Raw genomic sequence first — 20,243 nt, forward strand, 5'->3', positions numbered from 1 at the left:
CCACCCCGGCCCTCCCCCAGAGGCGAAGGGAGAAAGACAAACACTCAGATCGCGCGCGGCGCCATCGCTTGGCCACTCCGCGCAGCGATCGCTTCTCAGTCTGGCGTTGTCAATGCCAGTTTGCGGCGATCACCGAGTCAAGGCTGTTGTGCTGGCTGGCGGACAAGGAAGTCTGGCCCGCCGCTGGCGGCGAGAAGGCAGCCATCGCCTGCACGAGGTTTTGTACGTCATTGACCTTCAATGTCTTGCCATCGCTGGTGGTGAACTGTTCAACCGATTTGTTGTAAGCCCATCTTTCAATGGAGATTCGATCTTGCGTTCCGATGGCAGAGATTTCCAGATCGAGTCCAACCATTCGAAACCAGAGTTGCTCGGCCGAAATGCCGGCGCCGAACTTGAGGGTGTCGTTGCCGTCCGCGGCGCTGCTGCCTTCATAAAGCGAGTCACTCCCCCAACCGGTGGAAAAGAGGTAAGTGTCGTCTCCACTCCCACCCGCCAACAAGTCTCTGCCATCTCCGCCAATCAGGGTGTCGTTGCCTGCCCCACCGTACAAGACGTCTTTGCCTTGTCCGCCGGACAGGGAGTCGTTGCCTGCCTCACCGTTCAAGGTGTCGTCGCCTGCTCCGCCGTTCAGTGTGTCGTTTCCCCGCCAGCCGGTAGAGTTGTCGGAGCGGTCCGTGCCGGAAAAGACCATGTCTTTGCTCATCGCGGCATCGAACTCCGTCATGCCCCAAGACGAGCCATCGGAGAAGGCGATGCGATCGACTTGCGCCCCCCTATGGACAGTCCCCATCGTGATGCGCGCCCCTGTTGCATGAAGCTGCAACTCCAGATCGCCCTGCAGAGTGGCGTTCAGCGCGACGTCTGCGGCTTTGACACCTATCAGCTCCAAAGTGTCGTAGCCGCTGCCATCGTCGATGCGATCGTTGCCGTCACCTTGAAGGTAGCGGTAGGTGTCGTCGCCCCCTCCGCCGTACATCTCATCGTCGCCTGCTCCGCCTGTCAGGGTGTCGTTGCCCGCGTCACCGCGCAAAGTGTCGTTGCCTTGTCCGCCGTCCAAGGTGTCGTTGCCGTCCCTGCCCGACAAATCATCGTTCCCACCACGGCCGTCCAGGGTGTCGTTACCCTGCCAACCGGTCAAGGAGTCGCGACCTTCAGTACCCGAAAAGACCGCACCTTTGCTCGTCGCGGCGTTGAACTCCTTCTCGCCCCACGAGCCATTGGAAAAGACGATGCGGTCGACCTGCGCCCCCCCCGTGGATGTCCCGATGGTGATGCACTCCCCGCTTGACTTGATTTGCAGCTCCAGGTTGCCCTGCCCGGTAGCGTTCAGCAGGACATCTGTGACTTTGAATCTCGCCAGCTTCAAGGTGTCATTGCCTGTGCCATCGATGATTTGGTCGTTACCGTCGCCTGGAAGGTAGACATAGGTGTCGTCGCCGCTCCCGCCGCGCAAGGTGTCGTTGCCCTTGCCGCCGTCAATGGTGTCGTTGCCGCCAAAGCCTTCGATCAGATCGTTACCTTTCGTGCCCGCCAGATTTTCGTTGGCGTTCATGGCCTTGATCATCTCGTTCTTGCCCCACACGGTGCCGTTGGCAAATTTGATGCTGTCTACGAAAGTGTCCAGCCTACGGGGCACGTACGCCCAATCCCCCGGCTGGGGGCGCCCTGCCTGTTTCGCCTCGATCCATTCTTCCCATCCGCTCGGCGAGATTGCGTCGTCTGAAATGGTCTGCCCTGTCTTCAGCACTTTGATCGCCTGCAACCGGTCCTGCCCGAGTTCGCCCATAAAGCGCACGTCGACCGGATTCAGGTCCAACAGTTCCAAGGTCTTGACACCTTTGATCGTGTCATTGCCGTCGCCTGAACGGTAACGATAGGTGCCTGCCCCGTTACTGACAGCCATGTCGTCGCCCAATCCGCCTTCCATGATGTCCTGGCCCAAACTGCCATTCAAGCGGTCGTTGCCCAATCCACCGATCAATGTGTCGTTGCCTTCTCCTCCGTCCAGAAGATCATCGCCGCCGCCGCCCAACAGCGTGTCGTTGCCTCGCCAGCCCATCAAGTGGTCATGGCCGTCGGTGCCTGAAAAGACCATGTCTTTGCTCATCACGGCGTTGAACTCCGCCGCGCCCCAGGACGAGCCGTCCTGGAAGAAGTCGATGCGGTCGATCTGCGCACCTGTGCCGGAGGTCCCGATGATGATGCGCTCGCCGGTTTCCTTGATCTGCAGCTCCAGATTACCCTGCGCGGTCGCGTTCAGCGTCACGTCTGTGGCGTCCAGCCTTCTCAGGTCCAACCCGTCGTTGCCGTTGCCATCGACGATTCGGTCGTTACCGTCGCCTGCGTAGTAGACATAGGTATCGTCGCCACTACCGCCGCGCAATGTGTCGTTGCCCAACGCGCCTTCGAGCGTGTCATTGCCTGCATAGCCGTTGATCACATCGTCCCCGTCTGTGCCCGTGAGGGTCTCGTCGACGTTCAGTGCCGCGAGCATCTCCTTTTTCCCCCAAACGGTGCCGTCAGCGAACTTGATCTTGTCCAGAGCCCCATCGGCCGAAATAATCTGTCCTGTCGACACGATCTCAATACCCGTTTCGCTGGAAGGCCGCACCTCATCCGGATTCAGGTTGAGCAGTTCCAGAGTTTCGATGCCGACGAGACGGTCATTTCCGTCGCCCGAACGATACCGAAAGGTGTCTTCCCCTTCGACTTTGGCCTTTGCAGCGGCTGCTGCGGCGGCGGCTACGGCAGCAGCGGCTGCCTCAACGGGGTAGTCAAAGGCGTATTGAAAGTCGCGCTCCGCTTCCCACTCGCTCACCCCGGTAGCAACTGCAGGGCTCCCATCCCAGTCGGCATAAGCCCGGTCGTCGCCAAGGCCGCCCTCCATAACGTCCTTGCTTACTTCGCCGGCAAGTCCGCCCGACAGCTCGTCATTTCCGGCCCCGCCGATCAGAAGATCGTTGCCTTTCCCACCTACCAAGTAATCGTCACCGTCAGTGCCAAAGAACTTCTGAGCGAAGTCACCAGACGACTCACCCGTTTCAATAGATTTTCCGTTTTTATTCACGATTTATTCCTATCCCTGTAAGTTTGATTAAGCGCACTAAAACTCAGTTTGATTCGAAGTAATTCCTCCTTTCATTTTTTGATCCAGATCGCTTGCGAGCTATCGTTCTCGCAAGCTCTCGCTCGCTGCTCTTTGCACCGGGCTCAACAGGAATTCGATGATTCGCCGCTTGCCCGTCTTGATCTCCGCCGTAAGGTTCATCCCCGGGGATAGCTTGATCGCCTTGCCATCCACGTCGATAGTTGTCGCCCCCAGGTTCAGCGTCACCGGGAAGATCGCTCCGCGCTTCTCGTCGTTCACTGCATCTGCCGTGATCGTCCTGACGGTCGCGCTGACCGTGCCGTAACGCGTATACGGAAAGGTCTCCAGCTTGATCGTGGCTTGCTGGCGGGTGTTGACGAAGCCGATGTCCTTGTTGTCCAGCGTCACCTCGGCGGTCACTTGCGCGCCGTCGGGCACGATGACCATCAGAGGCTGCGCTTGCGTAACCACGCCGCCTTCTGTGTGCGCGGCCAGTTGTTGCACCGTGCCTGCCACCGGGGCCTTCAATGTGGTGAGGCTCTCGCGCAGGCCGGCCTTGGCTTGATCCTGCGTGCCTTGCTGACGTTTGAGTTCAGCCGCCGCTTCCCGCGTCCTCAGGCTGTGCTTGGTCTCTGCGATGTAGGCAGCTAGGGTGTTCTCGCTGTCGCGCAAGGTGGCATTGGCTTCGGCGAGCCGGGCGCGCTGAGTTGCCAGGTCGCGCTCGAGTTCGATGCGCTCTCGCGTACGGTCCTGGTTCGCATGGCTCGACATGAACCCATGGTTGGCCAGTTGATGAAAATCGGCCTCTCGCTGCTTCGCAATCGGTACCGTGGTTTCCAGCTTGGTGACCATCTCGCGCACGGTCGCGATCTCGGCCTGGCGACGGTTGATCTCAGAGGCGGCCTTCGCGAGCTTGGCTGTGATTTCGCTCCACTCATCGCCCAACTGGGCTTGCGTTGCGCCGATGTCGCCGTCCGTCCAGCCGGTGGGAATGCGCTTGCCCAGTTCCGGCGTGCGGGCTGCGCCTTGCGAGCTCAGCGCCTGAAGCAACGCTCGTGTGCGCAGCACCTCCGACTGCATCGACTTCAACTGCTCGTCGACGCTGTTCTTGTCCGCATTCGCACTGGTGGAATCAAGTTCGACCAATGCCTGTCCGGCCTCCACATGGTCTCCATCCCTTACCAGCACCCGCTTGACCACGCTCACCTCCAGCGGCTGGATGACCTTGGTGCGCTCGCTCACGATGATCTTGCCGGGCGCCACGGCGACGATGTCGATCTGCCCGAAGATGGACCATGTCAAGGCAATGAGGAACAGCGCGATCAACGCATAGGCCAGCCGCCTCGGCGCCGGATGCACGGGCGTGTCCTGCAGGCTCAGGGCCGCTGGCAGGAAAGCCGCTTCGTCGGACAGGCGCCTGGGGCCGGCCAGTTCGTGGCGGTGCTTCCAGGCCGCCATGAAGATCGCGCGGTAGCGCCCGAGCAACTCAAGAACCGGATGACGAACGCTGGGGGCGTTGGCAGCAGGTGCGGTGCCAGAGACTTCTGTCATGCCGTTGCTCCTGCCTCTTCGTTGGGAAGCCTTCCATCCTGCATCGCCCACAGGTGCGCATAGATCCCCTTGGGTCGCTTCAAAAGGACTTCGTGCGTGCCGCCTTCGACAATTCGGCCCTTGTCCATCACGATGATCCGGTCGGCACGCCGCACGGCGCTCAGCCGGTGGGCAATGATGAAGACGGTGCGCCCCTTGCAGATGTGCGCCATGTTGCGTTGCACGATGGACTCGCTCTCGTAGTCCAGCGCACTGGTGGCCTCGTCGAAGATCAGGATGCGCGGGTGCGTGAAGAGCGCGCGGGCTATGGCGATCCGCTGGCGCTGCCCGCCCGAGAGGCCGACGCCCTGCTCGCCGACCATGGTGTCATAGCCCTCGGGCAGCTCGCTGATGAACTCATGCGCGCCAGCAAGCCGGGCCGCGTGGATGATCGCTTCTAGCGGAGCCGCCGGATCGACGATGGCGATGTTCTCGCGCACGCTGCGGTTGAACAGGGTGTTCTCCTGCAGCACGACGCCCACCTGTCTTCGCAGTTGCGCCGCATCGATCAGGCTGATGTCGATGCCGTCGACCAGCAGCCGCCCTTGCTCAGGGGTGTAGAGACGCTGTACGAGCTTGGTCAGCGTGCTCTTGCCGGAGCCCGAGCGCCCGACGATGCCGATGACTTCGCCGGGGCGCACGTCCAAGCTGACGCTGTTGAGCACAGGGGCTGCTTCGGGGCGGTAGCGGAAGCTCAGGTTGTCCAGCGTGACGCGGCCCTTTAGCGCCGGGAGTTGGGCCGCGGTACTGGGCGCGACTTCAGTGCGGGTGTTGAGAATGTCGCCCAGGCGTGCCATGGATATCCCGGTCTGCTGGAAGTCGGTCCACAGCTGGGCCATGCGCATGATGGGCTGGCTCACACGCTGGGCGAACATGTTGAAGGCGACGAACTGACCGACCGTCAGTTCGTTGTTCATGACCAGGTGCGCGCCATACCAGAGGGTGGCGGCGTTGACGAGCTTGCCGATGAGGTTGACGCCCTCGTGCGCCCAGCTGGCGAGGTTCTGGGTTCTGAAGCTGGCCGAGACGTAAGCCGCGAGCTGGTTGTCCCAGCGGCGCCCGAAGGCGGGCTCGAGTGCTGTGGCCTTGACGGTCTGGATGGCGCTGACGGTTTCCACCAGCATGGCCTGGTTCTCTGCTCCGCGGGCGAACTTCTCGTCCAGGCGACGGCGCAGGATGGGCACCACCGCCAGACTCAGGCCAAAGTACAGCGGCATGCTGACAAGCACGATCAAGGTGAGTGGCGCGCTGTAGAACAGCATGACGGCCACGAAGACGATGGAAAAGACGACGTCCAGTAGCACCGTGAGGGCATTGCCTGTCAGGAAGCTGCGGATGCTCTCTAGTTCACGCACGCGGGCGACCGAATCGCCGACGCGCCGGGCCTGGAAGTAGGCGAGAGGCAACTGCACGAGGTGACGGAACAGCCGCGCGCCGAGTTCGACGTCGATGCGGTTGGTGGTGTGGCTGAAGACGTAGCTGCGCAAGCCGTTGAGCAACGACTCGAAGACGACGACGACCACGAGGCCGATGACGAGGACGTCCAGTGTGGTCACACCGCGGTGTACCAGCACCTTGTCCATGACCACTTGGAAGAACAGCGGACTGACCAGCGCGAAGAGCTGCAGGATGAAGGAGATGAAAAGCACTTCGCCCAGCAACTTGCGGTGCTTGACGAGGCTGGGAATGAACCAGGAAAAGTCGAACTTGGCGAGTTCGCCCGCCAGGCTGGCGCGGCAGGTGATGAGGATGAGTTCGCCGGTCCAATGCGCAGCGAAGACGTCCAGGGGTTCGATGACGGGGCGGGCGGTTTCTGCAGCGGGGTCTTGCAGCAGGATGCGTTGCGCATCGCACTGGGCGAGGATGACGAAGCGCTCGCTGCCGTCGTCGTTGCGCAGCACGGCCAGCGCAGGCAGCGGAGTCAAAGACAGGCGCTCAGGTGTGGTGCGAGAGGATTTGGCCTTGAGGCCGAGGTGCTTGGCTGCGCGCAGCAGCGTGGCGATGTCTATCGGCTCTGAAGGCGTCAGGCCCAGCTGGTGCGCCAGCAGCGACGCATCGGCTGCAACCTGGTGAAAGCGGGCAATGGTGCATAGCGCCGACAGAGACGCTATCGCCAACCTGGAAGGTGACTCTGCTCCTTTTGCCCCCTCGGGCGCATCCGTCTGTGCACTCAGCACAGGCGGCCCCGGCCGAGCAGACGCTTTGGCACGAATGTGACCACCGCAACAGTGACCCGCACGACATGCACGCCAAGAAAATTCAACCCTGGCCAGACAAAAATCATCGCATTCCTTTTCCCATGAAGATGGTGTTTCCAGATTTCATAGCGCCTGCTGAAGCGCCGCGCGCCGTGGCAATCCGCAGCAGGATTCAGGCATCGGCCTCCGCGGCCACATTGCGGCCCAGCTTGCGCAGCGCCTGCAAGTCGAGAACGGTCACTCCGTTGTATTCCGAGCGAATCAGGCCCAGGTCTTCGAGCGTGTGTATCTCCCTGTTGATGGACCGCCGGGTAACCTGCAGCATGGCCGCGAGGTCGTCCTGCGAAAGCCGCAGGCGCAGGCTCCGGGTCTCGTCGTCCACGCCGTAGATCCAGGCGAGCCTACCAATGGCGGCCGCGAGCCGCTGACGCGTGTTGCCCGTCAACTGGTCCAGCACGGTGGTGAAAATCTGGCGATGCTGTTTCGACAGCACGCGGGCCATGTTTTTCCAGAGCGCTGCGTCGGAGCCCAGCGCGTGAATCACCACCCGCGCCGGAAGATGAACCACGACCGCATCGTCGTGAGCACGGTAGCCATGCAGCGCTTCATCGTTCGGATTCAGTCCGCGCGACATGCCGCTGACGAACCCCGGCCCAAGAATCGCAAGGGGCACCTGCGAACCGTCGAAACCCACACGGCTCACCATGAGGTGGCCAGACACCACAGCCAGTATTTCCGGCTCGCCCAGCGCTTCGCTGTACACGTAGTCGCCACGCAAATGCCGGCGCAGCCGCGATGCAGGCAACAACCTTTCCAGGAGTTCGTCCGGCCACGACGAAAAAACCGCCGTCACGGCCAAGCCCTGTTTGATCAGCGCCAGATTTTCCGGCGCGCCATGAGGCGTTTTCATCCTGGTTGCCGGCATGCTGAAGCTGGAGGCAATGAATGCCCGATCTGCATCCATTACCTGGCCGGCATGGAAATGATCTTGTCGCCACGCGCGTTTCGCTTGAGCTCGCCCGACGGCTTCATGAGGGCTGCGGTCGTCCCGGTCTGGATGGGGACAGAGATGGCGCTCATGCCGCCGCCCTGCGTGATGAACACGTGCAGGTAGGACAGGCCTTCGCTTTCGCTGACCAGGAACACCGTGGCAGCGGTCTTCTTGCCGGCCGGCAGTGCCAGCGTGCGATTGCCCTGGATGGAAAGGCCAGGATCGGTGCTGAAGCTCACCGCGGCGCCATCGACATCCGTCACGCTGTCGAACTGCAGCACGACGGGCGTCGCGCGCCCGAGCTGCGGCGTGGCGTCGATCCGGTAGGTCATGCCGACACCGGAGTCGTGCGGCTTGCGGGGTGCCAGCGTGGTGGTGCCGGACGCTTGCGCCGCCAGTGTTGCGGCAGCGAGCAGCACGGCGATCGAGGCAGCCGCGACACGGGAGGTCGAACGAAGTTTGGTCATCGCTGTTGTTTCTATTGGATGGTGAGGTTGAAGCACGCCGAGGTGCCGTTGCGATCCTGGACTGCGGCGATGTAGTCGAAGCCGGCGGTCAGGTTGGCGACAGTCACCGAAGGCTGGGCAGGTGCTTTGCGGGTCCATTCGGGAACGACGCCGCCGCGATAGAAAGAGACGGCGAGATCGGCGCCTTCGGTCGTCGGCGCCAGCGCCCACCGGTACTCGCGCGAAGCGGGCGCGGTGAAGCGCAGGTAGCGGTAGTTGCCCAGCTTGTTCGTGCTGCCCGCCACATTCGAGACGCATGCCGCGGCGGCAACGCCCACCTGCGCCTCGGTGTGCATCGGCAAGACGTTGGGCACCTCCGGCAGGCCCCCGGCGTTGGTTTCCAGCAGGCCGAAAGGATCGTTGGGCGCATCGCTGATGCCCTGCGTGCGCAGCAAGGCCGCCAGGACCGGTGCGCTGTCCGGCGCCACGGCATTGAATGCGGCCGCGAAGGAATGAATGGAAGTGACCGGCGCATGTGTCCTGAACGGCATGCTTGTCATGGCGTCATGGATCGGCTTGAAGCCGACCTGCGCATTCAGGCTCCAGAAGATGTGCTGGATCGACAGCTCGCGGTACCAGCCGGGGTTGTCCTGCGGCCCGCGCGAAAGGTCGAAACCGCCGCCTCGCGCCTGCTTGTCCCCGGTCGAATCCATGAAGTTGTTGCGCTCGAGCACGATGCCCGAAAAGCCTGTTCCCCAACCTTCGGAAAAGGCAACGCGGCGATCAACGCGGTCCGGGCCCGCATGGCGGCCGCCGATCGAGTCGTCCCTGCTGAAGGCCGCCTGGTAATAGTGGCCCCATTCATGCGCGATCACGGACGAGTCGAACTCGTCGGTGTCGACGTTTTCCTTGCCACGCACATACATCTCCGCGCCGGTGATCATGTTGGCGAAGTGGCTGGTGCCGATCTGCCCGAGCGACTTGTCGCCCACGGCGCCGAGGTTGTTGGCGCTCCAGAAAACCTTCAGTGCCGGAAACCGCGTTCCCGGTGCGGCGGCCTCGACCTTCAGCATCGCTGCATAGACCGTGTCCATCACCGCAAAAGGCGCCGCCGCGCGCGGCTCCGTGTAGCCGGCACCGCCCCACCCCGAAGCCGCGTGCAGATCGCGCCTGGGCGCACCGGCGCCCGAAGGGAATTCAGCGGACTCCATGGAATACAAGGCGTTCTGCGTCGTGTTGTCCCGTACGCTCACGTCCCAGTTCGCGCCGGCACCGCTGCGAAGAAGCTGCGCTTGAACGCGCACCGTGAGCATGGTCCTGGCAGGCACTGCCGCTGTGTAGATGCCACTGTCGTCGGTGGTGGCCGCCGCCACCAGCGCGCCCTTGGCGTCGAGAATTTCCACCGAGGCAGCGCGCACGGGTTTGGCAACCGTGTCGGCGTAGACAAGCGGGCCATTCCGGTTGGGAACCGAGTCGTAGGTGACTTTGCCGGTCAACGTGACTGTGCCGACGACAGGGTCCGCCGCCGCGGGTGGCGCTGCGATCGGTCCGGATGTCGGGAGTGGCTCCGGCGTCGGCACGGATGCAGGCGGCGCAGTGGCCAGCTGCTGTGGCATCACTGGGAGCACGGCCGCGCCCGCCCCTGCGCCTCCGCCGCCCCCTCCACAAGCGGCCAGCGAAATGGCCGCACACGCCGCCGCCAATGCGGCGAATGTCCTGAAAACTCTCGATCTTGCTGTCACCGCTTTTCCTCTTTGCTTGTGTTTGACCGCCATGCCCGCCAACCGTCGCTTTTGCTCGTGCCAAGGTTCAGCTTCCGGGGCGATGTCGCAGCGGCCGACGCTTGTCGACCGCCGGCTTTCGCCCGGCTTCATGCCCCGGGGCAAGCTGTACGGGACTACCCGATGGGAAGCTGGCGAGAAGTCGCCGCGCTGCCGGCATGCATCCGGGCGACGGTGGCCGGTTCGAGTGCCGTAGGTCTCATCGACGACGCCGCCTGCAGCCGATAGCCGCGCCTGTAGATGGAGTTCAGCGTGAATCCGTTCTCCGGGCAGAGCTGAAGTTTTCTGCGCACATTGGCGGCGCACACATCGAGCGACCGTCCGCCTTGCGGAGGAAACGGCTCCCCCCACAACGAAGCCCATAGCTGTTGGCGCTCGAGCACACGCCCGACGTTGCGAAACAGCGTGAGCGCAAGTTCGAACTGGCGGGGCTGCAAACTGATGTCGAGGCCGTTGTGCCGCACGGAATGCAGGCCCTCGTGAAAGGCATATCCACCGAAAACCGTTTCCTCGAGCTCGCCGAAAGGAGCGCGGCGCTCTCCAGCGCGATGCAGCAGCCTGGACATGCGGCTGTACAGCTCGTCGTTCGAGCTGTCCAAGGACGCGAAATCGAAGAGTGGGGAAACTGGAAAGCCCTGGAACCACGAGGCCGTGCGATCAATGCCGGGCTCCTCTGCAAGAAGAAGCGCAGGCATGCCGATCACGCCGCACACCGCCGACAACTGGCGCCAGGCGGAGTTGCCACCTTCGACCACCAGCAAGAGATCGAACCGCTTGCCGCAGCTCAGCACCGTCAGGAGCTCGGAGACATCTGCGAACAGCACCGGCGTGCAGCCAGCGTGCTCGAGCTTGTCGCGCAACTGGATCCGCTGGACGTCGAAGCTGTCGATCAATGCCACATGGCATGGGGTGCGAAAAAATGAAGCGTTCATTGCGCCTCCAGTTCGGCGAGTGCGTGCGACGGGACCGTGCGAAGCTGATAACCGCGCCTGTAGACGGCACGTAGCGTGAATCCGTTCTCCGGATACAGGGCGAGCTTCTTTCGCACGGAGGCCACGCACACGTGGAGTGCGCGCATGTTCTGGTGCGGCAATGGCTCGCTCCACAGCGAAGCCCAGAGCCATCGGCTTTCCACCATGCGCTCCACATTGCGGAACAACGCAGATGCGAGCTCGAACTGGCGCGCCGAGAGTTTGATTTCCGTTCCCCGGTGCAACACGGTGTGCTGGCTATCGACAAAACGGTAGCCACCTTCCGCCACCTCTTGCACAGGTTCGATCCGTGCGACGGGTGCAACCGGCTGGGTGCGATCGGCGGCACGCAGCAGCAGCGTGTAGATGCGGGTGTACAACTCCGCGTCTTCGCAGGCCAGGAGTGCGAAGTCGAAGAGCGGAGACGCAAGAAAATCATGCGCCCTGGCCATCTGCGGCTTCCAGCTCGACTCCCGCGTCAAAAGAAGCGCGGGCACGCAAAGCACGCGGCAAACAGCCGACAGCTGGCACCATGACATTGCGTCGTCTTCCACCACCAGGATGAGGTCGAAGCGCTTTCCCAGGCTCAGCGACGCAAGAAGTTCAGCGGCATCGGCAAACACCGAAGTTGCATAACCGCCCTGCTCGAGTCTTTGCCGCAGCTGCACGCGCCCGTCGCAGCCCCCATTTACCAATGCCACATTGCATGGCGTCCATTTGGCGAACATGTGTTTTCCGCCTACTGATAAATGATCGTGTAGGTCGCGACCGCATTGGCTTTGCCCGGCGTCACGGTTTCTGTCGTTTGCAAATAGCGAGCGCCAAGGGTGATGTTGATCGACTTGGCGAGTGTGCCGGTCACTGCCAGCGGTTGCGACAAAGCGAGCGGCTCTCCTGCAGGGCCGCGCAGCTGCACACCGATGCCCGTCGCCATCCCCACACCTGTTTCTATGCTCAACACACCATTTGCGGCATCAATAGGTGTTGTGACCGGGTCCACCCGCATCGTGAGTGTGTTGTCCTTGCGAATGCCTTTGCTGATTATTCCGTTGTTGAGTTCTTTTTCCGAAGATATAGGCGCAGCGACGCCGCTGTCAGGGTAAAAGCCTGCAAACGCCGGACAGTCCGTCAGTGCGATCGTAAAATTGACCTGCGGTGTGGCAGAGCCAATACCGGTCAGTGTAGAAATATTTTGTTTTCCCATATCGACATTGACGGACGACGTTTTGCAGGTTCCAGAAACAATTTCGATGCTGCCACTCAGTTTCAATCTGGCGACGGGAAGGAGGTCGCTGTCTCCCACAGTCATGCTCATCACCAGCGCACCCAGCTTGCTCGAATCAATGGTGCCCGCCGCCACTGGCCCGGTCTTGATCAGCGACATCGACGGAGCAAGAAATCCAAGCCGGGCAGTTCGGCAGCTTCCTGATTCAAGTTTGAACTCCTTTAGCGCAGTGCAGCCGGGTTGAAGCACGGGGGCGAGTTCCTCGGTCTTGCCAACGCCAGTAACTCCCGCCTGCCCACCGTTCCAAGCTACCCCAATGCCAGGGATATTTGTTGGATAAACTTTTCCGATGTACTGAAAAGGCTCACCAAAAAAGTCGACGGGATTGCCCTCAATCTCGACCTTGAATCGAGAGTTTGCATCAGGATGTGACTCCGTGGTTTTGCATTGGTACGAAATACCTGCAGCAGCGGGATTGAATCTCTGGACGAAAATTCGCGCACCGACCAGCATATCCCGAGGCACGCTGATGACACCGCCTTGCAGTGCCATCGTGAAATTCGCAGGAATAGCCGACTCTGCAGCAAAGCAGGTAAGTTTGGCCTGCACCAATTGCGAAGTCATGAACAACGCAATTCCGACCAGAGCGGAACTGAAAGAACAGCTGAATTTCATGACGCTACCTTGGCGGATTCATTCGACATAGAAAAAATTGCATTGATCGGCAGCTTCATTGCCCAGCACCTGTATTGGCGCCGGCCTTGTGCATACCGGTACCGGTCAGCCGTGTTTCAGCCAGGCACAGCACATCGGCCTTGAGCACCTGGCCTTGCGCTTCGAAAGCCGGCACTTGCAGGGTGCAGGCCTGATCGCCCTGCGCACCCCAACTGAGTTGCAGGCGCTGCGTGCCGTCCTTGACCCGCGCGTACAACTGCCCGCCCTGCCCGACCGTGCCCACCGGGTTACCGGCGTCATCGACCACCGTGGCGCCGAACGGCAGCGGGCTCTGGTCTTTCAAGCGCACGTTCAACAACAGGGCATTGCCCTTCACCGTGGCGAAGTCCACCATCACCACGGCACCGGCCCGTGGCGCAACCTGTTGGCTGGTTTCGCGCAGCTCTACACCTTGATCGGTGCCTTCGGGATCGATGGCGACTTCGTTCAGCTGATACGGCCGCAGGTTGCTGACAACCGCCGTGCCTTTGCCGTCGAGTCGCAAGCCTGGGTAGCCCGGGATTTTTGCGCCCGCTGCGCCTGGCGCGTTGATCACCGCCATGGTTTCGCCGCTGTAGGGCGTCAGCGTCACGCCGTTGGGGTGCATGATGACGGCGCCGCCACCGCCCAGGGAAACACTGCTGTAGCCGCTGCCCTGGCTGAGACTTGCGTTGATCCGGGCTTTGGAGCCCTGGTACTGGCCACTGGCCGAGGTGCTGGCCGAACGGCTCGCACCGTCGCGGCTTGCCGTCAGGCTGTAGCCGTACTCGCGGTCTTCGCCGGCGCTGCCACTCACGGTCGCTTGCTGGCTGTAGTTGCCTGAACCGTCGCGGCTCGCCTGCGCCGACAGTTGCGGCGTATGGGTGGACGAACCGAAATCCAGCGGCATGTTGATGGTGAACAGCATGGTGTTTTGCATGCTGCCCCGACCGGTGCGGCTGCGACTGAGGTTGACGCCAAAGCTCACGCGTCCGAACTGTTTGCTGTAACCCGCCTGGAACTGCACATCGCGCTCCGGCTTGTTCCAGTAATCCTGGGTAAAGCCGCTGAACGACAGGTGTCCCCATTTCCCCAGGGTTTGGTCGACCGTCAGCGTCAGGCGATTGCGGGGTCGACCGAAGTTTGTCGTGCTGAAGCCCGTCTTTTCGCCGTCCCGGTACAGCATGGCATTGTTGAAATCGAGATAGCCGCTGGTTGAAAAGCGGTAGGCAGCCAGCGAGAAGTTGCTGCCGGAACTTTGAATGTTCTTGCTGTAGGACAGGCGCAAGCTCTGTCCCTGCACGGCACCCGCCGCCAGTTGTGTGCGGGCATGCGTCAGGTCGAGCGCCATGGCGCCGATGGGAGTGCCGAACGCCGCACCCACGAGCAAGGCGGCATACCCTTCGCTGGCCTGCACACCCGTGAAACCGGTCAGCGAATTGCTCAGTCCGAGCTGGTACGCGCCTTGCACGAACTTGGCCTGATGGTCGATGTAGTTGTTGCGAGTCTGGCCGGCGGTGAAGTTGAAGCGCGAGGTGCCGGGACGCAGCAACTGTGCGACCGAGGCGTAGGGCACGATGAAGCGTTGCTCGGTGCCGTCGGCTTCGAGCACCAGCACCTGCAGATCGCCGCCGTAGCCCGTGGCGTACAAGTCGTCGATGACGAAAGCGCCGGGTGACACCGTGGTCTGCAGCAACAGATTGCCGCCCTGGGTCACGGAGACGCGAGCGTTGGTGCGGGCAATGCCGCGCACCAACGGTGCATAACCACGCAATGCATCGGGCAGCATGCGGTCATCGCTGGCAATCTCGACACCCCTGTAGGCCACGGTGTCGAAGATCTCGCCGCTGGTGTTGGCCTCGCCCACGGTCAACTGGCTCTTCAGGCCGGTCAGGTCGCGCTGAACGTAGGTGTTGATTTTTTGGTACGTGCTGCCTGACAGGCTTTGCCAGCTCAGCGAACCGTTGTGCCGCACGCGCCAGTCTCCGACGTTGACGCCAGCACTCAGGCCGACGTAAGCCGAGTCGTAGGTGCCGGAGCGGCTTCGGTTGTGGTTGCCATTGAAGTCGTAGCGCAGCATGGCCGAATTGACGCCGCGGTCCCACAGTTCGGGGCTGACGTAGCCACGGGCGTTGCGCCGCATGGCCAACTGCGGAATGCTCAAGTCCAGCTGTTGGGTTTCGGCCGAAAAAAAGGCGGTGGCACCGTCGATCAATTCGCTGATCACCAGGCACCGGCCTTCGGCCGCCAATGCGGCCCGCGCGCTTTCCGACAGCGCCGCAACGTTCACCCCCATCAACTCCAGCATGCGGATGTCGATGCACACGCGCGGGTCCCGGCCCTTCTCATCGGAAACGATGCGGATGTCCCGGCGGCCGGTGAGGCTCGCGTTGACCACGATCTCGGCACGGTATTCGCCGGACATCACCGGGTTGCCGCTCTGGAACAGCGACAGGTCGATGCCGCTCGATCCCTGAGGAAGGAAGGCGTTGTTGAACTGCACTTCCTCGGCCATGGCCAGAGGCATCAGGAATGCGCCACAAATGAGCGTGGCCGGCTGCTTCCAACCCATCGACAGGCAGGTCGCGGCGCAGGAGGACTCCTTTCGCCAGAGGCGAAATCGAGAGAAAGCGATCATGGGTTATCCGGAGAGCGGAATGGGGAACGCGACTAAGGCTTGAGAAACTGTCGGGTCGGGACCAGCGCGCCGTAGTCGTTGATGGCGCTGTACTCGACTTCGGCCCCGGCGCCTGGCATCGATTTCAGGCCTGGCAGAGGAAACAGCCGCGTCTCGCCGGGCGGAACCATTCCTGCCTCGCTGAGCGTTCGCTCGCCGCCTGCACTCAGTGCGAGATCCGATTGAGAGACGTGAAACGCCGTCGGGTTGAAAGCCTGCAACGCATAGCCGCCCTTCTGGTCTGGCACGACCTTCCACTGCACGGCTTCAATTGCGGCGGTGGGTGTACCGGGCAGATTGGCAGGGCGATAGAACACCTTGATGCGCGAACGAAAGGCCATTTGCAGAACGTTCTGATCGTCTGCCACTGCGGGCTTGGCCGGAATTTCCAGCACGTTCAGCCAGAACACCGACTCTTTGTCAGCGGCCAACGGCGCTCCGGTGAACATCAGTCGCAAGCTCTGGCCCTTGCCGGGATCGATGCGCGAAACCGGCGGAGAAATCACGAAAGGCGCCGACGAATTGGTCGGCGTGGAGGCAGTGTCGCCTTGATCGATCCAGGACTGAACCAGCACCGGCCTGGCGCCCTCGTTGTTCAGCTTGACCGTGACTTCTTTTTTCTCGGCGGGGTACACCACGCGGGTGCCGGTAATCACGACGGAAGACATCGCCTGGGCACAACCGAACAGAGTGGCCATCAGAACAATGCATCGACACCAGATGTTTTGAACGCGCATACGCTTCTTTCGCCGTGCGGCAAGCACACCCCTGAAAGATTCAGGGATGCGCTTGCCGCTCAGCCGTTACTGGTAGTTGATCGAGTAAGTGACCTGGCCGACCACCGTACCGGCACCGGCAACGCCGGTAGCGATGTACTGAACTGCATAAGGCAGCACTGCAGCGCCGCCTGCAAGCGTCATGCGCTTGGTCCCGATGGTGCCGTCGGTCTGGCTGGTATCGCCGGCCTTGATCGGCTTGCCTGCGGAGTCGAGCAGCTGGAGTTGCACGTTGGCGGCCGCGCCGGTGTTGCGTACGTTCTTGGTGATCGGGTCGACGCCTGTGCCCGCTTCAAAGAATGCAGCAGCGGTGGTCGCAGTGCCCGTGCATTTGGTCAGTTCGATCGTGAAGTTGGTGGCGCCTGCGACCACACCGGCAGCGCCCAGGACCCCCGCGCTGATCTTTGGCAGAACGACTGTTGCCGGACTGACGCCGCCGTTGATCGTATTGGTGCAGGTTTGAGCGAGCAACTCGCCGGTGAAGTTGATGGTGCCATCGGCAGCATGGGCGGCATTGATGCTGAGAACAGAAGCCAGTGCTGCAAAAGCGAGGAATTTGCGATTCATGAATAAACTCAAAAGATTTAAAAAAACATCAGTCAGGTAAATGCTCAGCAAGCCACTCGCATTTGCAACGTGGCGGTGCGCTTTGCACGAGAAGAATGATGCTTTTCTTTACCGATTTACCCAATGAGAACGGTCCTGCGAAACGATCGGAAATTTCCGACGGATCTACGGAAACGTCCTGAAATCGACTCTAAATAGAGAAAGAGTGCGAAAAGTCACGATTAGACAAGCGGACTTTTTTCCCAATGTTTGGGCTTGTTCGGTTCGATGGAAGAAATTCCTCATCGACCGGAATGCCGTCGGCAACGACGTTGCCCAGCGCTGGCAGGCCCGCAGGCGGCTCAGGGTGGGTGATGCCCGCTGCTCGCCATGAACCGTGCGGGCCGAGCGTCAGCCCAATTCGATCAACGCCGCTCTCAATGACGCCATGGCCCGTTGCAACGCTTCGACAGTCGCAGCCAATGGTGCAGGCCCGGCATTGGCGCATGCCGCCTCCAGCCGGGCGCAGGCGATCAGCACGTTTTGCGCGCCGACAATCCGCCCGCCCCCCTTGATGCGATGTGCGAGGTCGGCCAGCCCTGCCAGGTCCATGGCCGCATGGTGCCGCGCCAATAGCTGCAGATCCTCGTCCAGGCTCCGTGCCAGGTCCTTGACGATGGCGTTGACCGAGTCCTCGTCGCCGCATGCCAACTGCCGCAGCGAGGTCAAGTCGATGTCGCGCCCCTGCCCCGCGACAGCCGGCGGTGCTTCGAACGACTGCGTCGAGGGCTCGATCACGGACAGCCGCGTGCTCAGGTCCCGCAGGCTGATGGGCTTGAAAAGGCAATCGTCCATGCCGGCGTCCAGGCAGCGCTGCTTCTCTTCAGGCTGCGCATTGGCAGTCAATCCGACGATCACACACCGTGCGGAACCTCTTGGCTGCTCTTCGTCGCGGATGGCCCGGGCGAGGTCGTAGCCGTTCATGTGCGGCATATGGCTGTCGGTGATGACGACGTCGAACCGGGCCTGGCGCCATGCACTGAGGCCGAGCGCGCCGTCCGCTGCATCGCTGACGTCATGGCCCAGGTAGTTCAACTGCTGCGACAGCAGCAGCCGGTTGGCTGGAAAGTCGTCGATCACCAGCACATTCAGGCGCTTTGCACGAGCGACCGGCTCCACCGACGGCATGGCCAAAACGCCAAGAGTTTGAAGCACCGGCAGCCGCAAGACCACCTCGATGTTGGTTCCTTCGCCCAAGGCACTCGTCAGGGTCAATCGCCCGCCCATCATTTCGCAGAGCGTGCGGGTAATCGTCAGGCCCAACCCCGAACCCGTGCGCATGGATTCGGCGTGGCTGCCCACCTGGGTGAAGGGGCTGAACAACCGCGCCTGGTCCTCCTCGGAAATGCCGATGCCGGAGTCGGCCACATTCAGCGTCAAGTCGACTTCAGCACCGCCCGCCACCGGTACGCAGCACAGTGAGAAGCGCACTTCACCCTTGACTGTGAATTTGATTGCGTTGCTCAACAGGTTCGACAGGATCTGCTTGAGCCGCAACGAGTCGACCTGCACCTCGCAATCGGCCCGGGGATCGATCTCGAGCTTCAATTGCAGAAATTTCTGCTGCGCCACGCCATCGAAAATACGCGCCACCGACTGAGCCAGATCACGCAGGTTGGCTCTTTCGGGCGTTAACGTCAGCTGCCCCGATTCGATCCGCGCGATATCGAGAATGTCACCCAGCAAAGCCACGAGTCCATTGGCTGCGCTGGAGGCCACGTCCAGCGAAACCCGGTCGACAACGCCCTGCTCCGCGCGCTTGGAAGCCATTTCCAACATGCCCAGCACGGCATTCATAGGCGTGCGGATTTCATGGCTCATGGTGGCCAGGAAGGTGGTCTTGGCCCTGTTGGCTTCCTCCGCGTCCTGTTGCGACACCTTCAGTTGATCCAGCAGATTCTGGCGGTCGCTGACATCGATCCACCCCCCCATGATCCCGACGGCGCGCCCACGCAAATCGAAGCAGGGGAATATCCAGTGAAAAATTGCCACCGTGCCGCCGTACGGCGCAACCAGAATGCCGCCGCCGATTTCGGGAACCCGCTCTTTCATCACTTTCAAATAGAACTCGTGATATTGCCGGGCATGCTCCGGGCTCAAGTCGCTCCTGTCGGTAATTTTCTTGCCCAGCAACGAACCTGGATCCATCGACAGGAAATTGAGATAACTGGTGTTGCACGCGACCAGTCGTCCCTCGATGTCGCGCACGAAAACCGGCTGCGGCGTGCTGTCGATCGTCGCGCGCATCTTGCCCACATGCGTTGCCAGCGCGCGTGCCGGACTGTCGGTGTGGCGCCGCCACAGCAGCACCGCGCCGTGCCAGGCGGCAATGGAAACCAGCCCGGCCAGCAACATGCACCAGTAAAGCATCGGTATTCCTAGGTTGGAATTGATCGGATCGACGCAACCAAGCCGGAATGGCCTGCTTTAAACAATGCTGTTGCGCTTGGCAATTTCCGACAAGGACACCACCGAATTGACCTCGAAGCGCTCGAGCAAGCGTGTCTTGTAGGTGCTGATGGTCTTGTTGCTCAACAGCATGACGTCGCCGATTTCCTTGTTGCTGAATCCCTGTGCCAGATGCTTGAAAACGATCAGTTCGCGGTCGGACAGGCTTTCGATGACCCGGACCTCACTCGTCTCGGCGTCGCCGCGCCGGACCGAGCCGAGGTTCAGATTGGGGAAATAGGTATGGTCGGACATCAAGACCCTGACAGCCCGACGCACGTCGTCCAGTTCATCGATTTTCGATATGAACCCGGCGGCGCCGGCGTTCATGCAGCGCTTGAGGTAGAGGCCCGGCTCCAGCGACGTCATCACCAGAATGCGCGTGGAAAGGTTCAGATCGACGATACGACGGATCACTTCCAGCCCGTCGAGCTTGGGCATGGAGATGTCCAGCACGACCAGGTCTGGAGCGATCTGGCGGGCCTGTGAAACTGCGTCGGCGCCGTCCCCGGACTCGGCCACGACGTCGAAACCCTCCTGTTTCAGGACCATTTTTACGGTTGCCCGAACAACGGGATGGTCGTCCACAACCAACGCCTTGCGCATAGCTACCTCGCTTGTTCTGTGAATGGGATACCGACCACGAAGCTGATGAGGCATGAAACGAATGCAACCTTGAGAAGTTTAGTCCTGCCGGCGCCTGTTGCCAGAGCCGGCGTTCCTGTGTCGTTGGGTGCACGCTCCGTGGTC

The 20,243-nt window shown here is 61.7% G+C and carries 14 protein-coding genes; all 14 read right to left on the reverse strand.

Annotated features, from left to right (window positions below; translation table 11 throughout):
* Nucleotides 1-109: 109 nt before the first annotated feature.
* Nucleotides 110-3,070, reverse strand: a complete 2,961-nt coding sequence (locus ACSFA5_RS30490; protein WP_435447789.1) for a calcium-binding protein — start codon at nucleotides 3,068-3,070, stop codon at nucleotides 110-112.
* Nucleotides 3,071-3,169: 99 nt separating this feature from the next.
* A complete protein-coding gene (locus ACSFA5_RS30495; RefSeq protein WP_435447790.1) occupies nucleotides 3,170-4,642 on the reverse strand; it encodes an HlyD family type I secretion periplasmic adaptor subunit in 1,473 nt (490 codons plus the stop codon).
* Entirely contained in the window at nucleotides 4,639-6,858 is a 2,220-nt protein-coding gene (locus tag ACSFA5_RS30500) for a type I secretion system permease/ATPase (RefSeq protein WP_435447791.1), read from the reverse strand. Before ACSFA5_RS30500 ends, ACSFA5_RS30495 begins: the two co-directional genes overlap by 4 nt.
* A 193-nt stretch (nucleotides 6,859-7,051) precedes the next feature.
* Nucleotides 7,052-7,789 (reverse strand): Crp/Fnr family transcriptional regulator, encoded by a 738-nt coding sequence (locus ACSFA5_RS30505; protein WP_435447792.1) that lies wholly within the window; start codon nucleotides 7,787-7,789, stop codon nucleotides 7,052-7,054.
* Nucleotides 7,790-7,842: 53 nt separating this feature from the next.
* Nucleotides 7,843-8,337: a hypothetical protein gene (locus ACSFA5_RS30510; protein WP_435447793.1), complete on the reverse strand. Its 495-nt coding sequence runs from the start codon at nucleotides 8,335-8,337 to the stop codon at nucleotides 7,843-7,845.
* Between the two features lie 11 nt (nucleotides 8,338-8,348).
* The gene (locus ACSFA5_RS30515; RefSeq protein WP_435447794.1) at nucleotides 8,349-10,190 is read right to left on the reverse strand and encodes a hypothetical protein; all 1,842 of its coding nucleotides are present in this window, start codon (nucleotides 10,188-10,190) and stop codon (nucleotides 8,349-8,351) included.
* Between the two features lie 23 nt (nucleotides 10,191-10,213).
* Nucleotides 10,214-11,029 carry a winged helix-turn-helix domain-containing protein gene (locus ACSFA5_RS30520; RefSeq protein WP_435447795.1) on the reverse strand — a complete coding sequence of 272 codons (816 nt, stop codon included), beginning with the start codon at nucleotides 11,027-11,029 and terminating at the stop codon, nucleotides 10,214-10,216.
* Nucleotides 11,026-11,796: a winged helix-turn-helix domain-containing protein gene (locus ACSFA5_RS30525; protein ID WP_435447796.1), complete on the reverse strand. Its 771-nt coding sequence runs from the start codon at nucleotides 11,794-11,796 to the stop codon at nucleotides 11,026-11,028. The genes ACSFA5_RS30520 and ACSFA5_RS30525 overlap by 4 nt, the downstream gene beginning before the upstream one ends.
* 11 nt (nucleotides 11,797-11,807) lie before the next feature.
* The gene (locus ACSFA5_RS30530) at nucleotides 11,808-12,968 is read right to left on the reverse strand and encodes a fimbrial protein (RefSeq protein WP_435447797.1); all 1,161 of its coding nucleotides are present in this window, start codon (nucleotides 12,966-12,968) and stop codon (nucleotides 11,808-11,810) included.
* Between the two features lie 55 nt (nucleotides 12,969-13,023).
* The gene (locus tag ACSFA5_RS30535; protein WP_435447798.1) at nucleotides 13,024-15,624 is read right to left on the reverse strand and encodes a fimbria/pilus outer membrane usher protein; all 2,601 of its coding nucleotides are present in this window, start codon (nucleotides 15,622-15,624) and stop codon (nucleotides 13,024-13,026) included.
* Between the two features lie 32 nt (nucleotides 15,625-15,656).
* Nucleotides 15,657-16,361, reverse strand: a complete 705-nt coding sequence (locus ACSFA5_RS30540; protein ID WP_435447799.1) for a fimbrial biogenesis chaperone — start codon at nucleotides 16,359-16,361, stop codon at nucleotides 15,657-15,659.
* 105 nt (nucleotides 16,362-16,466) lie between these two features.
* Nucleotides 16,467-17,057 carry a fimbrial protein gene (locus tag ACSFA5_RS30545; RefSeq protein WP_435447800.1) on the reverse strand — a complete coding sequence of 197 codons (591 nt, stop codon included), beginning with the start codon at nucleotides 17,055-17,057 and terminating at the stop codon, nucleotides 16,467-16,469.
* A gap of 339 nt (nucleotides 17,058-17,396) precedes the next feature.
* On the reverse strand, nucleotides 17,397-19,415 hold the full coding sequence (locus ACSFA5_RS30550) for an ATP-binding protein (protein ID WP_435447801.1): 2,019 nt from the start codon (nucleotides 19,413-19,415) through the stop codon (nucleotides 17,397-17,399).
* 57 nt (nucleotides 19,416-19,472) lie between these two features.
* Nucleotides 19,473-20,099 carry a response regulator gene (locus tag ACSFA5_RS30555; RefSeq protein WP_435447802.1) on the reverse strand — a complete coding sequence of 209 codons (627 nt, stop codon included), beginning with the start codon at nucleotides 20,097-20,099 and terminating at the stop codon, nucleotides 19,473-19,475.
* Between the last annotated feature and the right edge of the window lie 144 nt (nucleotides 20,100-20,243).

The sequence above is a fragment of the Variovorax monticola genome (assembly GCF_051216855.1).
In the GTDB taxonomy this organism is placed as follows: Bacteria; Pseudomonadota; Gammaproteobacteria; order Burkholderiales; family Burkholderiaceae_C; genus Variovorax.